Raw genomic sequence first — 17,777 nt, 5'->3', positions numbered from 1 at the left:
GCTCGGATGAGCGAACACGAAACAGATAAAGCCCTGGTGGAAAGAGTACAACAGGGAGATCAGCGAGCCTTTGACTTGTTGGTAAAAAAACATCAACACAAAGTGATGAGTCTGATATCGCGCTACGTTAAGCAACAAGCAGATGTGCCGGACGTAGCCCAGGAAACATTTATAAAAGCTTATCGCGCGTTGGCAAATTTTCGCGGCGATAGCGCGTTTTACACTTGGTTGTACCGTATTGCAGTAAACACTGCAAAGAACTACTTAGTGGCACAAGGGCGTAAGCCACCAGCCAATGATGTAGATGCGGATGAGGCAGAATACTATGAAGGCAGCGGCGCACTAAAAGACAGTGCTTCTCCAGAGAGTATGCTGTTAACGGATGAGATTCGTGACGTTGTTATGCGAACCATCGAAGATTTACCCGAAGATTTACGCCGTGCAATAACACTGCGAGAAATGGACGGGTTGGGCTATGAAGAAATAGCCATCGAAATGGATTGCCCTATTGGTACAGTGCGCTCACGTATTTTTCGGGCTCGCGAAGCGATAGATCAACAATTACGACCGTTATTAGAGCGCTAAACTGAATTTGAGGAAGCTATATGTCTGATCGTTGCAAACAACATGCCTCAGCACTACTGGATAATCACTTTGGTGATTCAGATGCTGATGCGGAACGTCCATTTGAGGCTGATTTGTCAGCGTTACTGGATGACCAGTATGCACAAGCTGCATGGCAACGCTATGCCTTAGTTGGCCATATTATGCGCGGTGACGCACAAGCCAATCAACAGATTGACATCAGTGCGCAAGTGGCCGCGCAAATTGCGCAGGAACAAAACGTGGTGGTGCAACCGTCATTAGGTGGCGGAGGTGCGATGTCACGCGCTGCAAGCCGTTGGTTGAAGCCTGCTGGCAGTATTGCTATTGCCGCAAGTGTGGCTTTGGTTGCGGTTGTATCGGTGCAACAACCGGTGGTTGTTGACACGCAGCAAACAACACAAAACGTTACGTCACCAGCATTGATTACCAATCCGTTTGGTGGGCGTAACCCGGTAAGTTACAATACTGTGATTGAACAGCAACAAGCGCCTTCAGCAGCTGAAGTTGCGCAACAACGCCAGTTGCTTTATTCATACATGCTGGATCATCAACGTCAGTTGCAGTTATCGCTGCAAGAAGACAAAGAAGAGCAACAGCAAATTGAGAGTTCAACCGTCGAGAAGTTACCAGAACAGAATGACTAAATATGTTGTCGCGATTGCGCTGTGGTTTGCAGCAATCGCTCCATTCTATGCCGTAGCACAATCCGATGAGCGCGCTGAAAGTGCTGAGCGCGCAGCCAATGCCGGACAAGTTTGGTTTGACCGCATGGCGAAAGCACTTCGTAGTCTCAATTTTGAAGCGACGTTAGTGCAATCACAAGGGCAGCGCATTCAGCCATTGGTTTGGTTGCACGGCAGCTACGACCACAACACCGATATTGAATTACTCATCTATTTAAATGGCGCCGACACACGGGCCTTGCGCGTTGGTGATCAAACCTACTATTACTCACAAGCGGGCGGCAGTTATACTCTGCAGTCAGATGTAACCTTTGGTTTAATTCCGCCAGCATTCTACAAACCTTTTACTCAAATTAATGCGCAATACCAAGTGATTGCCAGTGGTGGTATGCGGGTGACAGGGCGTAATGCGCAATATTTGCGTTTAATCAGTCGCGATGACAACCGCTATCATTATGACTTATGGGTTGATCGCGAGTCGGGGATGCTATTAAAACTGCAAATGATGACGCCGCAAGGTGAAATTTTAGAGCAGTTGCAGGTTACCTCGATTGCATTTTCGGAGGTACTGCCTGAGCAGTTGACTGAAGTAAGCGACATTCAGCGCCCACCGAAACTTTATGATTTGCAGCAGTTAACGGAGCTGCAGTTTGCGTTACGACCACAATGGTTACCCGCTGGCTTCGAGCTGCGCCGCGCGCATCATCGTAAGCTGCACGATACACCGTTGCCAACAGATTACTTTTTATACAGCGATGGGTTAACCGAAGTGTCAATTTACGTGACGGATCAACGTACCCAAGCGCTTCCGAACCTCGCATTGCAGGGGCCTGAATCCATCGTGAATTCCCATGTGAATGGGTTTGCGGTAACCGTGGTTGGTAAAATGCCGGCCGAGACATTGCGGCGCATTGGCGAAAGTATGACGGTTACGGCCAGCCAAGGTAATCCGCAGTGATACGCGAAGTTGCAGAAATTATAGCTATAGATAACGATGAGTTGGTGGTTTCTACCCAACTCAAGTCTGGGTGCGGTAGTTGTGTGCAACAATCAACTTGCGGCGCCGGTATCATCTCCAAAGCATTTTCCGATCGCCGTGCAGAATTTCGCGTGCGTAAGCCCGCGGGACAGTTCGCACCGGGCCAACAGATTGAGTTGTTATTACCTGACCAAGCATTAACGCGTTTTTCGCTCATGGTGTACGGCTTGCCGTTGATGGCACTGTTGGTTGTTGCTATTGGCCTCACCAATATGACCACATTAAGTGAGGGGTGGGTGATTATCAGTGCCTTTACCGGCTTCGGATTGAGCTTCTATGCATTGAAGCGTTGGTTGCATCACCGTGATGTGCAGGTTACTCAATTGTTACGTGTGCAACAAATCGACTAATTTCACCCGAAATTCTTTGTTCCCTGCCTCATAAATCAGTATGATCAGCGGTTAATTCTCTATTCCATTTGTTTTTGCGGGGGCATTAATGCCAGAAAAGGCGTTTAAGCAAGCAAATATACGCAATTTTTCAGTAATTGCGCACATCGACCACGGTAAGTCGACTCTTTCTGATCGTTTAATTCAAGATTGCGGCGGCTTAACCGACCGTGAAATGGCTGAGCAAGTGCTCGATTCCATGGATCTCGAGCGCGAGCGTGGTATTACCATCAAAGCACAAAGCGTGACGCTGCACTATACGGCGAAAGATGGTGAAACCTATCAACTTAACTTTATCGATACGCCAGGGCACGTTGACTTTTCTTATGAAGTGTCGCGTAGCCTAGCCGGTTGTGAAGGCGCTTTATTGGTTGTCGATGCCGCGCAAGGTGTTGAAGCGCAAACGCTTGCGAATTGCTACACCGCGATGGAAATGAACTTGGAAGTGGTTCCGGTTCTGAACAAAATTGACTTACCGCAAGCTGATCCAATGCGGGTTGCTGAAGAAATTGAAGACATTGTTGGTATTGAAGCCATCGATGCGGTGCAGTGTTCCGCGAAAACGGGTGTTGGTATTACCGAAGTGCTCGAGCGTATTGTAACGCAAATTCCACCGCCGCAAGGTGAAGCGGACGCGCCTTTACAAGCACTGATTATTGATTCTTGGTTCGACAATTACCAAGGTGTAGTGAGTCTGGTACGCGTGAAAAATGGGGTGTTACGCGCTGGCGACAAAATGAAAGTGATGTCGACAGGGCAAACCTACCAAATCGACAAAGTCGGTTTCTTCTCGCCCAAGCCAACGGAGACCGGCATTTTGCGCTGCGGTGAAGTAGGCTTCGTGATTGCCGGAATTAAAGAGATTTTGGGGGCGCCGGTTGGTGATACCCTGACGTTGGCGAAACAACCGGCATCAGAGCCGTTGCCGGGCTTTAAGAAAGTGAAGCCACAAGTATACGCAGGTATGTTCCCAATCTCGTCAGACGACTATGAGAACTTCCGTGATGCGTTAGCCAAGTTGTCACTGAACGATGCTTCGCTCTTTTATGAGCCAGAAAATTCGGCCGCGCTGGGCTTCGGTTTCCGCGTTGGGTTCCTAGGCATGCTGCATATGGAAATTATCCAAGAGCGGCTGGAACGCGAATACGATATAGACCTTATTACCACTGCACCGACCGTGGTTTATAAGGTTATAACCAAAGATGGTAAAGAACACAAAGTAGATAATCCAGCTAATTTACCGCCTGTAAATGATATTGAAACTATCTATGAACCGGTTGTGGAAGCGAATATTTTAGTACCGCAGCAATATTTAGGTAATGTGATTACCTTGTGTGTTGATAAGCGCGGTGTACAGACAAAAATGACCTATCATGGCAATCAAGTTGCAGTCACCTATGAACTGCCGATGGCCGAAGTGGTGATGGACTTTTTTGACCGTTTGAAATCAACCAGCCGAGGTTACGCTTCGTTAGATTACAACTTTAAGCGCTTCCAAGAGGCCGACATGGTTCGTGTTGACGTTTTGATAAATGGTGAGAAAGTGGATGCGCTAGCGATGATTACCCACCGTGATCACTCGCAAGGCCGAGGCCGTGATTTAGTTGATAAAATGCGTGAACTTATTCCACGTCAGATGTTTGATATTGCGATTCAAGCAGTGATTGGTACACACGTTATTGCGCGTGCTACGGTGAAGCAGCTGCGTAAAAACGTGACCGCGAAATGTTATGGCGGTGACGTAAGCCGTAAGAAAAAGCTGTTGCAGAAGCAAAAAGAAGGTAAGAAACGCATGAAGCAGCTTGGTAACGTAGAAGTACCGCAAGAAGCATTTCTTGCCGTGCTGAAGGTTGGCAAGTAACGGATATTTTTGGTGCGCTAGGGAAATAACCTCAGATGGCAAACTTTTATTCAATTTTATTGACGCTGGTAACTATAGCTGCGGGCTTGGTTTGGCTGTACGACGCAAAGTTCAAAAAGCCGACACGGCTAACCCGTATCGCGGAAGAAGAACAACGCTTACAGCAACAGCTTGATGACGAAGCGCGTGAGCGTTTGGCTCCGCAGGGGCGTGTGGCTGAGTTTGCGCAGTCAGTATTCCCCATTTTGTTTGTTATTCTCATTGTTCGGTCGTTCTTTTATGAGCCATTTCGCATTCCGTCGGCGTCAATGATGCCGACCATGCTGGCGGGCGACTTTATCTTGGTACAAAAATACAGCTACAGCATTCGTGATCCGCTGTTTCGCACCGAATTATTTGCAACAGGCACACCAAAGCGTGGTGAGATTGCGGTGTTCAAGTATCCGGGCAACCCGCAAGTTGATTTTATCAAGCGGATTATTGGCACACCGGGCGATCGCATTATCTACCGCAATAAAACGCTATATTTAGAACCCGCTTGCGTTGAACAATCGGCAGAATGCCCGCAATTACAAGTTATTGAACGCGATGTACGCCCGCAAGATGAAGTTTACTTTAGTCGTTCAACGCCATTAGTGCGTTATCGTGAACAAATCGGCACGGTGGAGCATGATATTTTGATTGACCCAACAATTGCGCCACGTACAGCTTACTTCTATCAGCAAGCTGGAACGGCTCCAGATGAATGGATTGTGCCGGAAGGGCATTATTTCTTTATGGGAGATAATCGCGACAACTCCGAGGACAGTCGCTACTGGGGCTTTGTACCGCAAGATAACTTGGTGGGTCGCGCTACTTTTATTTGGATGAGCTTTGAAATGAATCGTGACGCCAGCAGTTGGTTACCACAGTGGGTGCCAACGGCAGTTCGCTGGAATCGTCTTGGTAGCGTGGAGTAATTAGTGAGTTTACCGAAACCACCCATTGCACAGCTTGAACGATCATTTGGTTATACATTTAAAGACCGTGAGCGTCTGTTACAGGCACTTACGCATCGCAGTGCGGCAGCGCAGCATAACGAGCGCCTGGAGTTTCTTGGTGACTCGGTATTGGGCATTATTATCAGTGAAGCGCTCTACGAACGATTTCCAGAAATTGACGAAGGTGACCTGAGTCGGATGCGTGCCACGTTAGTCTGTGGTCGCAGTTTAGCGAAACTTGCTCAGCGCTTTGAACTGGGCAAACATTTAGTACTTGGGCCAGGCGAAATGAAGAGCGGCGGGAACCGTCGCGAATCCATACTTGCTGATGGCGTTGAGGCACTCCTAGGTGCGATGTACCTCGAGAGTGATTTAGTGACTTGCCGCGCGGTGGTGCTAAACTGGTATGCAGACCAGTTAGCAGCAATTAAACCAGGCGCAGGACATAAAGACCCAAAAACGCGTTTGCAGGAATACCTGCAGGGCCGCCAACGTGCATTACCGCTTTATGAGGTTGTTGCAACCCAAGGGCAGGCACACAATCAGAAATTTACCGTAAGTTGCCAAGTAGAAGGCCTTGCTGAGCCCATTTTAGGTGCCGGAACTAGCCGGCGTAAGGCCGAGCAGCAGGCTGCAACGGAAGCGTTAGCGCAACTTATGCAACAGGAAAAATAAGCATGATGGTACCGGAACAGAATTCACAATCAGCATTTGTCGCGATAGTAGGGCGCCCAAACGTGGGTAAATCGACGTTGCTGAACCGTATTCTTGGTCAAAAAATTAGTATTACCTCAAGCAAACCGCAAACCACAAGGCATCGCATTCTAGGAATTGAAACCGAAGGCGATCGCCAAATTGTTTACGTCGACACGCCAGGGCTACATCAAGACGAAAAACGTGCGATAAATCGCCTAATGAACCGCGCAGCGTCAAGCTCGCTGAGTGGTGTAGAGGTCGTGTTGTTTGTAGTTGAAGCTGGCAAATGGGCCAGCGACGATGAAATGGTGCTCACCAAGCTCAAGAAAACCGAGCGCCCAGTGGTGTTGGTGGTTAACAAAATCGACCAGATAAAAGATAAAGCTGAACTGCTGCCATACTTGCAAAAGCTATCCGAGAAACACAAGTTTGCGGAAATTATTCCGTTGTCTGCAGAGACGGGCGCACACGTTGAGGCATTGCGAGAGTTAGTACATAACTACGCAAAGCCGGGTGCCCACCATTACCCTGAAGACTATGTTACTGACCGTTCATTGCGGTTTATGACAGCTGAAATCATCCGTGAAAAGCTTATGCGTTTCACCGGTGATGAGCTGCCATATAGCACCACGGTTGAGATTGAACAATTTCAAACGGCACCTTCAGGCACCACCCACATTCACGCTCTGATTTTGGTTGAGCGCGATACGCAAAAACGTATGGTGATTGGCGCTGGCGGCAGTAAGTTAAAAACTATTGGTACCGAAGCGCGTCGTGACATTGAGCCGTTAGTTGGCGGTAAAGTTCACCTCAAATTATGGGTGAAAGTTAAATCTGGCTGGGCCGATGACGAACGGGCGTTACGTAGCTTAGGCTACGGCGAGGAATAGATGATGGAACCGGCGTTCGTTTTGCATCGCTGGCCCTATCAAGACAGCAGTTTGTTGGTGGAGCTATTCACCGCAGAACACGGTCGCTATCGCGTTATCGCCAAAGGCGCGAAGCGGCCTAAAAACCCATGGCGAAGTATTTTACAGCCATTTACGCCACTGCAAATAAGCAGTCGTGGCCGTCACGAGTTGCAAACCTTGGTGGCTGCCGAAGCAAGTGGAAAAGCGCTTGATCTGCGCGGAACAGCTCTATACAGCGGTTTTTACCTGAATGAATTGATACAACGCCTGACCACACCGTATCATGCGGTAGACGGGCTATTTGACGACTACCAACATACTCTGAGCTTATTGACTCAAGTTGACCATGTTGAACCTATATTGCGGCGCTTTGAGTGGCAGTTATTGTGTCATTTAGGGCATGGATTTGATTGGCATATTGATAATCAACAACAACCCATTTTACCTGCTCAAGCGTATCAATTTATTCCTGAAGATGGATTTATGCCTATCGCTGGCATAACTCAATCGGCAAGGGTGCAGTTGAGCGGCCAAGACTTGATACGCCTCGGCGCATTTGAGCTGTCCGATCAACGCTTGCTAAAATTGTTTAAACGACTTATGCGCGCTGCTTTGCAGCCTTATTTGGGGGATAAACCCCTGCGTAGTCGTCAACTCTTTGTTCAATTTAAGGAACTGCCATGACGCATTCAGCTGGAGTCGCGCCCATTTTACTTGGCGTGAATATTGATCATGTTGCAACTGTACGCAATGCTCGCGGCGTCAGTTACCCTGATCCGGTCACTGCAGCAGCCATTGCTGAGCAAGCTGGGGCCGACGGTATTACCGTGCATTTGCGCGAAGATCGTCGTCATATTACCGATCGGGACGTGGAAATTCTTGCCCAAACTATTCAAACCCGAATGAACCTTGAAATGGCGGTAACCCCTGAGATGCTCGCCATTGCAACCCGCATTAAGCCAACTTATTGCTGTTTAGTACCAGAAAAACGTGAAGAGTTAACCACAGAAGGCGGTCTTGACGTGGCCGGTCAGCAAGACAAAATTACCGCTGCTGTGGCCCAGTTGGCGGAAAGTAACATTGCTACGAGTTTATTTATTGATGCCGATAAACGACAAATTGATGCAGCCGTTGCCTGTGGCGCACCGATTATTGAGTTGCACACTGGGCATTATGCGGAGCAACGCGACGAAAGCGCACAACAACAAGCGTTAGCGCAACTCAGATCCGCGGCTGAATATGCACAGGCTGCCGGTTTGCAGGTGAATGCCGGGCATGGTTTGCATTATCATAACACTGCCGCGATTGCGGCCATTCCCCAGCTTTTGGAGCTAAATATTGGGCATGCGATTATCGCCCGTGCAGTATTGGTTGGTTTAGACCAAGCGGTACGCGATATTAAAGCGATCATGCAACAGGCCCGGGCACATGGCTCAGATATATAAACCACAACCGCGCCAGGTTAAGGCGGAAGCACTCAAGCAACAAGTAGTGGTTGGGCTTGACCATCAAGGCCGTGGCGTTGTTCGTACACCCAAAGGTGCACGTTTCGTCGGTGGTGCATTACCGGGTGAGATTATCAGCTTAATGCCTCGTGGTAAGTATGAGGCCGAACTGATTGAAATAACCGAAGCAAGCTCTGAGCGGGTAACGCCGCCATGCACCTATTATTCAAGTTGTGGCGGTTGTGATCTCCAGCATTTAGAGTTGCATGCACAACGTCGTCATAAGCAGCAGGTTGTCGAGCAGATGCTGCAAAAATTTGCACAACTGTCGCCTGAGCAATGGCTTGAACCGTTAACAGATAATGTTTGGAATTATCGCCGCCGCGCGCGGTTAGCCGTGCATTATGACCGCAAGCGACAACAATTGAAATTGGGCTTCCGTGCGGCGAAAAGTAAGCAGATTGTCACAATTAATGATTGTTTAACCCTAACCCAATCACTCAATAATTTACTGAGGCCATTACGTACTCTGCTGCCAAAATTGAGCGTGGTACGCCAATTAGGTCATGTTGAACTGATAGACTTAAGCCCTAAGCCTATTGTTTTACTGCGTGTGGACACGCTGCCTGATGCATCCGATACACAAGCGTTGCAGCTTTTTGCCGAGCAATACAGTGTGGTCATTTGGTTGGCCACCGAGCATAGCGTGAAGCCGCTGAATGCGCACGATACAACGGTGAGTTACCAAACCCTTGGTGCGGAGTTGCATTGTAAACCGAATGACTTTCTGCAAACGCACCAGCAGTTGAGTGAGAAAATGGTTGCCCAAGCATTAAGTTGGCTTGCGATAGAACCGCAAGACAACATTCTCGAGTTGTATGCGGGCAGTGGTAATTTTACCATTCCGATGGCGCAACAAGGAGCTCAGGTTACTGCAGTAGAAGGGGTTCACTCAATGGTCGAACAGTTAGCGGAAAATGCCAAGCGTTACGCCGTAAAGGTTAACGCGGTTTGCGCTAACCTTGAGCAGCCCTGGCCACAGCAAGGGTGGGCTGGAAGTAAGATTGATCAACCCTTCACAAAAGTTTTATTAGACCCTGCGCGAGCCGGCGCGCCGCACGCAATTGGCGAAGTTGCCAAGCGGCAGCCGCAGCGCATTGTGTATGTATCTTGTGCGCCCGATACCTTGGCGCGTGACGCCAATGTGTTAAAACAAAATGGATATACGCTAAAACGCGCTCAAGTCATTGACATGTTTCCGCAGACCCATCACATTGAGGTAATCACACTTTTCGAAAGGGAGTAACACGGTGGTTTGGGTAAGAAGTACGCACGTTGATAAACCACATCAACAGGGCGACTGGTTAGCAGAATTGGACTCTGATGCACGCCGCGAGCAACTGCGCGAACATGCGGAGCGCCTTAAAATGCTATGCCAACAAGCCAAACAACCGCAATTATTGCTGAAAGGCGAAGAAATGGTCGAGATTCTCATCGGCCTGAATCTTGATCAAGAGTCCTTGATTGCCGCATTGTATAGCCCAGCGTTCGAAGCCCAGTTATTTGATACGGAACAAGCTTTGGCTTGGGGCGGGAAGAGCCTACCGATTTTACTTGAAGCCGTGCAGCAAATGCAGACCATCAGCGCACTGCAGCACTTTCAGCACGGCAAACCAAGCTTGATTCAAATTGATAATGTGCGGCGCATGTTACTGGCGATGGTCACCGACGTGCGTGCGGTATTAATTAAGTTGGCTGAACGCATTTGCTTTTTGCGCGAAGTTAAAGCGCTGGATGAAGAGACGCGGGTATTAGCAGCCAAAGAATGCCATGAAATTTATGCTCCGCTAGCGAACCGCCTCGGGATTGGTCAATTGAAATGGGAGTTGGAAGATCTTGCTTTTCGGTATCTGCACCCCTCTACTTACAAAGCAATTGCGGCACAACTGCACGAGCGGCGAATTGACCGTGAAAGCTATATTCAGGAATTTGTACAAGGGCTACAAAAAGCACTCGATGCTGAGGGTGTGAAGGCTACTGTTTATGGGCGGCCTAAGCACATTTATTCCATTTGGCGAAAAATGCAGAAGAAGCATTTAAGTTTTGAAGAACTGTTTGATATTCGGGCCGTGCGCATCATTACTGAGTCATTAAAAGACTGCTACGGTGCACTGGGCGTGGTGCATAGCATGTGGCGACATATTTCTTCAGAGTTTGATGACTATATTGCGACGCCAAAAGCCAATGGTTACCAGTCGATTCATTCCGTGGTGCTAGGGCCTGATGATAAGTATGTGGAAATTCAAATTCGCACCCAAGCGATGCATGATGATGCTGAACTTGGTGTTGCTGCACACTGGATGTACAAAGAAGGCGGGGCGGCCGGAAAAGGCTCTGGTTTTGAAGAAAAAATAGCCTGGTTGCGCAAATTGTTGGCGTGGCATGATGATATGGCCGGTAATGATGGTCTTGTTGATGAAATTCGCTCGCAAGTGTTTGAAGACAGGGTGTATGTATTTACCCCGAAAGGCGAAGTGATTGACTTACCTAATGGTGCGACGCCGCTGGATTTTGCCTATTACATTCACTCTCAAGTTGGCCATCGTTGCGTTGGCGCGAAGGTTGACGGGCACATTGTGCCGTTTACCTACCATTTAAAAAACGGCGAACGGGTCGAGATTTTAACGCAGAAGAGTGCACAACCGCGGCGTGATTGGCTGAACCCAGCTAATGGGTATTTGCAAACATCACGCGCCCGCAGCAAAGTGGTTACATACTTTAAAAAGCTCGATCGTGATAAAAACCTTAAAGCTGGCAAAGATATGCTTGAGGCTGAATTGAGTAAGTTAAATGTGCCATTAAGCCAAGCAGAAAGCGTGCTGGAACGGTTTAATATGGTGCATTTGGATGACTTGCTGGCGGCTATTGGTGCGGGTGATGTGCGTTTGCATCAAGTGGTTAATCAGCTGAGGCCAGCGGACGATAACGTGGCTGAGCGCATAGAGCGCATCACCGCGCGCAAACCTAAACAGGCCGCGACAAAAGCCGGCAAACAAAGTGACGTTACCGTAGAAGGTATCGGTAATTTACTGGTGCAGTTTGCTAAATGCTGCCAGCCTGTACCTGGCGATTCTATTCTAGGTTTTGTCACGCAAGGGCGCGGGGTATCGGTGCACCGCAGCGATTGCGAGCAACTAACGCACTTGTTGGAGCAGCACCCAGAAAGGGCGCTTGCGGTAAGTTGGAGCCAAACGAAACGAGGCAATTACCGGGTCAACTTGCGTATTGAAGCGGATGATCGCAACGGACTTTTACACGATATAACTAGCGTATTGGCGAACGAAAAAGCGAATGTCGCGCAGCTTGATTCGCACTCAGACGCGGCCACACGGCAAGCTCGCGTGGCTGTTGGTTTAATTATTGCCGATACCGAAAACTTGCAACGCCTGCTGAATCGACTTACTCAAATCAAAGGCATTCATAACGTGGTAAGAACAACACAATGACAACAACAAATAATCTCTCTGGTGTGACTGCTCTGCTGCAAGTCATGCGCCGACTTCGAGACCCGAATGGCGGATGCCCGTGGGACCTGAAGCAAACCATGACCAGTCTCATTCCTTATACCATTGAAGAAGCCTACGAGGTTGCGGCGGCGATTACTGAAGGCGATTTGGCGGATATTAAAGATGAGCTTGGCGACTTACTGTTCCAAGTGGTTTTTTATGCCCAATTAAGTGAAGAGTCCGGTCAATTTAGCTTCGATGAGGTGGCGCAACAAACCGCAGACAAGCTTATTCGGCGGCATCCGCACGTTTTTGGCGACAGCACCACGCAAACTGATGAAGAGATAAAAGCGCAGTGGGAACAAATTAAAGCCGAGGAACGCGCTAAAAAAGGTGGCGAAAATAGTGTTTTTCACGGTATTCCGGATAATCTGCCGAGTATTTTAACGGCGTTGAAGTTGCAAAAGCGGGCGGCTAATGTTGGTTTTGACTGGGATACAATCGCACCGGTTTTGGCGAAAATACGCGAAGAAATTGAAGAAGTAGAAGCCGAGCTTGCGCAAAAAGAGCGTGATCAGCAGGCGCTTGAAGCAGAAATTGGCGATGTGTTATTTGCCGTCGTGAATCTTGCGCGACATGCGCAAGTGAACCCGGAACATGCCTTGCGGCGCACCAACCTGAAGTTTAAGCAGCGCTTTCAAGCAATAGAAAAGCGCCTCAATATAAGTAAGCAACGGCCGGAAGACTTGAGTTTAGAAGAGCTTGAAGCACATTGGCAGGCAGTGAAGTCTGAGTCGTCGTAATTTAATCGATTCAGATTACTGCGATTTTAAATTGTCGGATTGGGTGGCTTCGGGTATACTATTTCCCCGTCTTGAAGCAATTCCCTTTTAACCTGACGACTTAGGTTTCGCATGACAACTAATTATATTTTCGTCACCGGCGGTGTAGTATCTTCGCTGGGCAAAGGCATTGCTGCAGCTTCACTGGCGGCAATTCTTGAAGCTCGTGGCCTTCAGGTCACGATTCTAAAACTCGACCCTTATATTAACGTCGATCCAGGTACCATGAGCCCAACTCAGCACGGTGAAGTTTTCGTGACTGAAGATGGTGCGGAAACCGATCTGGACTTAGGCCATTACGAGCGTTTTATTCGCACGCGTATGACCAAGAAAAATAACTTTACTGCAGGCCGTGTCTACGAAGATATTATTCGTCGCGAACGTCGTGGTGAGTTTTTAGGCGCAACTATCCAGGTTATTCCACATATCACCAACGAAATTAAACGCCGTATTATCGATGGTAGCGAAGGCTATGATATCGCAATCATTGAGATTGGCGGAACCGTGGGTGATATTGAGTCACAACCGTTCTTAGAAGCAATTCGGCAATTGGCAACCGAGGTAGGGCGCGACCGTACCTTGTTTATGCACTTAACTTTAGTGCCGTTCTTGGGTGCTGCGGGCGAAGTTAAAACCAAGCCTACGCAACACTCAGTGAAAGAGCTACGCTCTATCGGGATTCAACCTGACGTGTTGGTGTGCCGTTCAGATCGCGCTTTACCGGCAAATGAACGCTCTAAAATTGCATTATTTACCAACGTTGAAGAGAAAGCTGTTATTGGCTTAAAAGACGTTGATAGCATTTACAAGATTCCGGCGATTTTGAAATCGCAGGGGCTTGATGAGCTGGTTGTTCATCGTTTCCGTATGGACCGTCCGCAAGCTGATTTAGCTGAGTGGGAACAAGTTCTTTACCAAGAATCCAATCCAAGCGGCGAAGTGACAATTGGCTTTGTCGGTAAATACATAGAATTACCTGACGCTTATAAATCGGTCAACGAAGCCTTAGCCCATGCTGGGTTGAAAAACCGCTTAACCGTTAATATTCGCTATATTGACGCGCAAGACGTCGAAACCAAAGGGGTTGCGAAGTTAGCTGATGTTGACGCAATTATTGTACCTGGTGGCTTCGGTGAACGTGGCATTCTGGGTAAAATCATGGCGGCACAATATGCCCGTGAAAATAACATTCCTTATTTAGGTATTTGCTTAGGTATGCAAATTGCGTTGATTGAATATGCACGCAATGTTGCTGGCTTAACCACGGCAAATAGTACTGAATTTGATGTGAACGCTGAGCACCCTGTGGTTGGTTTGATCACAGAGTGGATGGATGCCAAGGGCCAGAAAGAGTTGCGCGATGGCAGTTCAGATCTTGGCGGCACCATGCGCTTAGGCGCTCAGCCATGTAACCTTGTGAAAGGCACAAAAGCACGCGACCTTTATGGTAAAGATGTGATTGAAGAGCGTCACCGTCACCGCTATGAAGTGAACGGCAATTATGTTGAGCAATTGGAGAAGGCCGGTCTGAAAATTTCTGGCTGGTCACACGATAATCGTTTAGTTGAAATTATCGAAATTCCAAAGCATCCTTGGTTTGTAGCGGCGCAATTCCACCCGGAATTCACCTCAACACCTCGTGATGGGCATCCATTGTTCCGTGGCTTTATTGAAGCTGCAGGTATTTATCAGAAGAAGCGTCGCGCTTAAGTGCCGCGTGTTTTAACAGGAGCAATTTAAACTCATGGCAGCAATCAGTAAAATTGTAGCTCGAGAAATTATGGACTCACGCGGAAACCCGACGGTTGAGGCCGATGTGCATTTGGAAAACGGCCATTGGGGCCGTGCGGCAGCACCAAGCGGTGCCTCTACCGGTTCGCGTGAAGCCTTAGAATTACGTGATGGTGATGCCAGCCGTTATCTTGGTAAAGGTGTCGAAAAAGCGGTCGCAAATATTCATAACTTGATTGCACCGGCATTAAAAGGTGTTGATGCGACCGACCAAGCCCACGTTGACCAAATCATGCTTGAGCTTGACGGTACTGAAAATAAAGAGAAACTCGGTGCCAACGCAATTTTGGCAGTTTCTTTGGCGGCGGCCAAGGCTGCGGCAAGCAGTAAAGGTATGCCGCTGTATGCGCATATTGCAGAAATTAATGGCACGCCAGGCCAGTTCAGCATGCCTTTGCCGATGATGAATATTCTGAACGGTGGCGAGCACGCGGATAATAACGTCGACATTCAAGAGTTCATGATTCAACCGGTTGGTGCAAGTAGCTTCCGTGAAGGATTACGTATGGGCGCGGAAATATTTCATGCGCTCAAAAAGGTTCTGCAAGCACGCGGTTTAAGCACAGCAGTTGGTGATGAAGGTGGATTTGCACCGAATTTAGCCAGCAACGAAGAAGCTTTAGCAGTGATTGTTGAGGCGGTAGATAAAGCCGGTTACCGCATGGAACACGATGTTACCTTGGCGCTTGACTGTGCTGCATCTGAATTCTACCGCGACGGTAAATACCATTTAGCTGGCGAAGGCAAGTCGTTTGACGCTGCGGGCTTCGCGGAATACCTCGATGGTTTGTGCCAACGGTATCCGATTATCTCTATTGAAGATGGCCTGGATGAAAGTGATTGGGCCGGTTGGAAAGTTTTGACCGACCGTTTAGGTGATCGGGTACAACTGGTCGGTGACGATTTGTTTGTAACCAATACGAAAATCCTTAAGCGTGGGATTGAAGAAGGGATTGGCAACTCAATTCTGATTAAATTTAATCAGATTGGTAGCTTGTCAGAAACATTGGCGGCGATTCGGATGGCCAATGAAGCCGGTTTTACCGCTGTTATTTCGCACCGCTCAGGTGAAACTGAAGATGCAACGATTGCTGATTTAGCTGTGGGTACTGCGGCGGGACAGATCAAAACAGGCTCATTATGCCGCTCCGATCGGGTCGCGAAATATAACCAGTTGCTGCGCATTGAAGCCGAGCTGAATGGCAAAGCGCCATATCGAGGTCGTGCTGAAGTGAATGCGAAGCAGAGCTAACAGCAAAAGGTCACTGCAGTGACTCAGCAGGGTGATATTTTCCAGCAACTCACACCAACCACAACGGTTGGTGTGGGTTCTGGCGCCTTTGCAGAACTCTGCACTGCGCTCTATGAACGCGAATTAAAGCAACTTTCTCAGCAAGAGCAGATTTCAATTTCGTTATTACAACGTCGCTTACAAAGCGTTCCATACTATGTGCAAAATGCAGCGCGTGGCATGCTTGAGAGTGATGCCCCGTATACGCTTGATGTGCAAAATGCCAGTTGGCAAACCCCGCAAAAGAAACACTTAACGGTTAGTGCTACCCAGGCAGGTAAGTTGCAACGTTGGCTGTCGCGCTCGGCGCATTTAGGCGATACCGTTCCAATCTTCGATTTACAATCAACCATTCAACAAGTGCGGCTTGATTCAATTGATCGCATCGATAAGGCGCAACAGCGTGTTCACTGCAATATGCACGGTTGGTTTAATTTCGAAGGTACATGCCTTGAGGCCGGTAGCGATCAACTGTGGCTATTGCGACCCGATGCAGCCAACTTAGCACCGGCGTTTTGCGGTCATCAATGGAGCCATAAAGGGCGTATTGATCCGCGCACCCTTACGCTACGAGAAGTGTTACTGGCTACAACAGTCGAATTCTAATTGCCTTGTGGTTACTGAAAGGCACTGAAAAACGCAACGCCGCCGGCAATGATCACAAGCAATAAACTCAATTTACGAAACAGCTGTTCTGACAAACGATCGCTGATTCGATGACCAAGCCATGCGCCAGAGATTGCGCCAATCAACAAGCATATTAAAATCGGGACATGCTCAAGCTGATACCGTTGTTGCGCGGTGAACGAGACGATGTTGGTTAATGCCAGAACCCAGAAAAAAAGCGTTAATGTGGCGCGAAAGGCAATTCGGTCAAGACCGTTTCCAGTTAAAAACAAAACCACGGGGGGGCCGCCCAAGGTTAGAGCACCGTTACTGAACCCAGCTAAAATGCCTGTAACCGATTGCAGTTTTGGGGTACTTTTATGGCGTAACTGAATGCCAAACCAAAACAGTAATGCCACTGCAATCACCATAATTGCCATACCCATTTGCAGCCAGTCTAAGCGTAAATAAGCCAATAAATAATTGCCACACAAGGTGCCAAGCACACCGCTTATTAGCAAAGGGCGCCAATGTTTAATATGCAGCGAGTGGCGCAACATCCAGGCAAGATAGGTAGCCATTACAAAATTCACCACAGAAAGTGTTGGTGTAATAACGCTAAGTGGCAGAAGTAGGGTTAACAAGGGAACAGCGATGAGCCCTGAGCCAAAGCCAGTGATTCCTTGCAGGCAAGCGCCAATGAAAATAATTGAGATAATTAAGAAATAATCCATTGTAACTCGCGACGTTGATTTATCGTTGGGCTTTGCGGCAAAGGTCGATATACTAGCAGAACCGCAGCAATTATTTATAATAACGAACAACAGCATGTGGGGACAGCTATGCGATTACTAAAATTGGTATTTATCGTTGCGTTAATCGCACTGCAATATCGTCTATGGGTGGGGAAAAATAGCCTACCGGATTATTGGCACCTGCAGTCCGACGTTCAACGCCAAGCTGAAACCAACACTCGCCTTAAACAAAGAAACCAAGTTCTTGTGGCGGATATCGCTGACTTACGTGACGGTCAAGTTGCGCTTGAAGAGCGTGCACGCAACGAATTGGGATTGATTAAGCGAGATGAAACTTTTTTTCGCTTAGTTCCTATAAAACAACAAGCTAACTAAT

Annotated in this window: 18 protein-coding genes; 17 read left to right on the top strand and 1 reads right to left on the bottom strand. The window is 48.2% G+C overall.

Annotation, left to right across the window (positions count from 1 at the left end; all coding sequences use genetic code 11):
* Positions 1-6 precede the first annotated feature (6 nt).
* The 16 genes from rpoE to ACN0UY_RS03025 all read left to right on the top strand — a co-directional run bounded on the left by rpoE (position 7) and on the right by ACN0UY_RS03025 (position 16,646).
* Positions 7-585: an RNA polymerase sigma factor RpoE gene (gene rpoE, locus ACN0UY_RS03100; protein WP_128351646.1), complete on the top strand. Its 579-nt coding sequence runs from the start codon at positions 7-9 to the stop codon at positions 583-585.
* Positions 586-605: 20 nt separating this feature from the next.
* Complete coding sequence (locus ACN0UY_RS03095) at positions 606-1,250, top strand: sigma-E factor negative regulatory protein (protein ID WP_417665323.1); 645 nt, start codon at positions 606-608, stop codon at positions 1,248-1,250.
* Positions 1,243-2,247, top strand: a complete 1,005-nt coding sequence (locus tag ACN0UY_RS03090) for a MucB/RseB C-terminal domain-containing protein (protein WP_417665322.1) — start codon at positions 1,243-1,245, stop codon at positions 2,245-2,247. The genes ACN0UY_RS03095 and ACN0UY_RS03090 overlap by 8 nt, the downstream gene beginning before the upstream one ends.
* Positions 2,244-2,678 (top strand): SoxR reducing system RseC family protein, encoded by a 435-nt coding sequence (locus tag ACN0UY_RS03085; protein WP_417665321.1) that lies wholly within the window; start codon positions 2,244-2,246, stop codon positions 2,676-2,678. The genes ACN0UY_RS03090 and ACN0UY_RS03085 overlap by 4 nt, the downstream gene beginning before the upstream one ends.
* 88 nt (positions 2,679-2,766) lie before the next feature.
* Positions 2,767-4,578, top strand: coding sequence for a translation elongation factor 4 (lepA, locus tag ACN0UY_RS03080; RefSeq protein WP_417665320.1), 1,812 nt, complete (start codon positions 2,767-2,769; stop codon positions 4,576-4,578).
* 35 nt (positions 4,579-4,613) lie between these two features.
* Positions 4,614-5,537, top strand: coding sequence for a signal peptidase I (gene lepB, locus ACN0UY_RS03075; protein WP_417665319.1), 924 nt, complete (start codon positions 4,614-4,616; stop codon positions 5,535-5,537).
* A gap of 3 nt (positions 5,538-5,540) precedes the next feature.
* Entirely contained in the window at positions 5,541-6,233 is a 693-nt protein-coding gene (gene rnc / locus ACN0UY_RS03070) for a ribonuclease III (RefSeq protein ID WP_417665318.1), read from the top strand.
* A gap of 2 nt (positions 6,234-6,235) precedes the next feature.
* Entirely contained in the window at positions 6,236-7,144 is a 909-nt protein-coding gene (era, locus tag ACN0UY_RS03065; RefSeq protein WP_417665317.1) for a GTPase Era, read from the top strand.
* Positions 7,145-7,849 (top strand): DNA repair protein RecO, encoded by a 705-nt coding sequence (recO, locus tag ACN0UY_RS03060; RefSeq protein ID WP_417665316.1) that lies wholly within the window; start codon positions 7,145-7,147, stop codon positions 7,847-7,849. It begins immediately after the preceding gene.
* Positions 7,846-8,610 carry a pyridoxine 5'-phosphate synthase gene (gene pdxJ, locus ACN0UY_RS03055; protein WP_417665315.1) on the top strand — a complete coding sequence of 255 codons (765 nt, stop codon included), beginning with the start codon at positions 7,846-7,848 and terminating at the stop codon, positions 8,608-8,610. The genes recO and pdxJ overlap by 4 nt, the downstream gene beginning before the upstream one ends.
* Complete coding sequence (rlmD, locus tag ACN0UY_RS03050; RefSeq protein WP_417665314.1) at positions 8,594-9,916, top strand: 23S rRNA (uracil(1939)-C(5))-methyltransferase RlmD; 1,323 nt, start codon at positions 8,594-8,596, stop codon at positions 9,914-9,916. Before pdxJ ends, rlmD begins: the two co-directional genes overlap by 17 nt.
* A 4-nt stretch (positions 9,917-9,920) precedes the next feature.
* Positions 9,921-12,116 carry a GTP diphosphokinase gene (gene relA, locus ACN0UY_RS03045; RefSeq protein WP_417665313.1) on the top strand — a complete coding sequence of 732 codons (2,196 nt, stop codon included), beginning with the start codon at positions 9,921-9,923 and terminating at the stop codon, positions 12,114-12,116.
* Entirely contained in the window at positions 12,113-12,919 is an 807-nt protein-coding gene (gene mazG / locus ACN0UY_RS03040) for a nucleoside triphosphate pyrophosphohydrolase (protein WP_417665312.1), read from the top strand. The genes relA and mazG overlap by 4 nt, the downstream gene beginning before the upstream one ends.
* Positions 12,920-13,030: 111 nt before the next feature.
* On the top strand, positions 13,031-14,668 hold the full coding sequence (locus tag ACN0UY_RS03035) for a CTP synthase (protein ID WP_417665311.1): 1,638 nt from the start codon (positions 13,031-13,033) through the stop codon (positions 14,666-14,668).
* A gap of 34 nt (positions 14,669-14,702) precedes the next feature.
* Positions 14,703-16,001 (top strand): phosphopyruvate hydratase, encoded by a 1,299-nt coding sequence (gene eno / locus ACN0UY_RS03030; RefSeq protein WP_417665310.1) that lies wholly within the window; start codon positions 14,703-14,705, stop codon positions 15,999-16,001.
* Between the two features lie 18 nt (positions 16,002-16,019).
* Positions 16,020-16,646: a hypothetical protein gene (locus tag ACN0UY_RS03025; protein WP_417665309.1), complete on the top strand. Its 627-nt coding sequence runs from the start codon at positions 16,020-16,022 to the stop codon at positions 16,644-16,646.
* 11 nt (positions 16,647-16,657) lie between these two features.
* Here the strand turns inward: ACN0UY_RS03025 and ACN0UY_RS03020 are convergent, their stop codons facing one another.
* On the bottom strand, positions 16,658-17,380 hold the full coding sequence (locus tag ACN0UY_RS03020; protein ID WP_417665308.1) for a sulfite exporter TauE/SafE family protein: 723 nt from the start codon (positions 17,378-17,380) through the stop codon (positions 16,658-16,660).
* A gap of 108 nt (positions 17,381-17,488) precedes the next feature.
* Here ACN0UY_RS03020 and ftsB point away from each other — a divergent pair, with 108 nt between their 5' ends.
* Entirely contained in the window at positions 17,489-17,776 is a 288-nt protein-coding gene (gene ftsB, locus ACN0UY_RS03015; protein ID WP_128351631.1) for a cell division protein FtsB, read from the top strand.
* The last annotated feature ends 1 nt before the right edge of the window (position 17,777 follow it).

Source organism: Pseudidiomarina sp. (genome assembly GCF_048268165.1).
GTDB lineage: Bacteria > Pseudomonadota > Gammaproteobacteria > Enterobacterales > Alteromonadaceae > Pseudidiomarina.
This window is presented reverse-complemented; position numbering and strand designations above follow the sequence as displayed.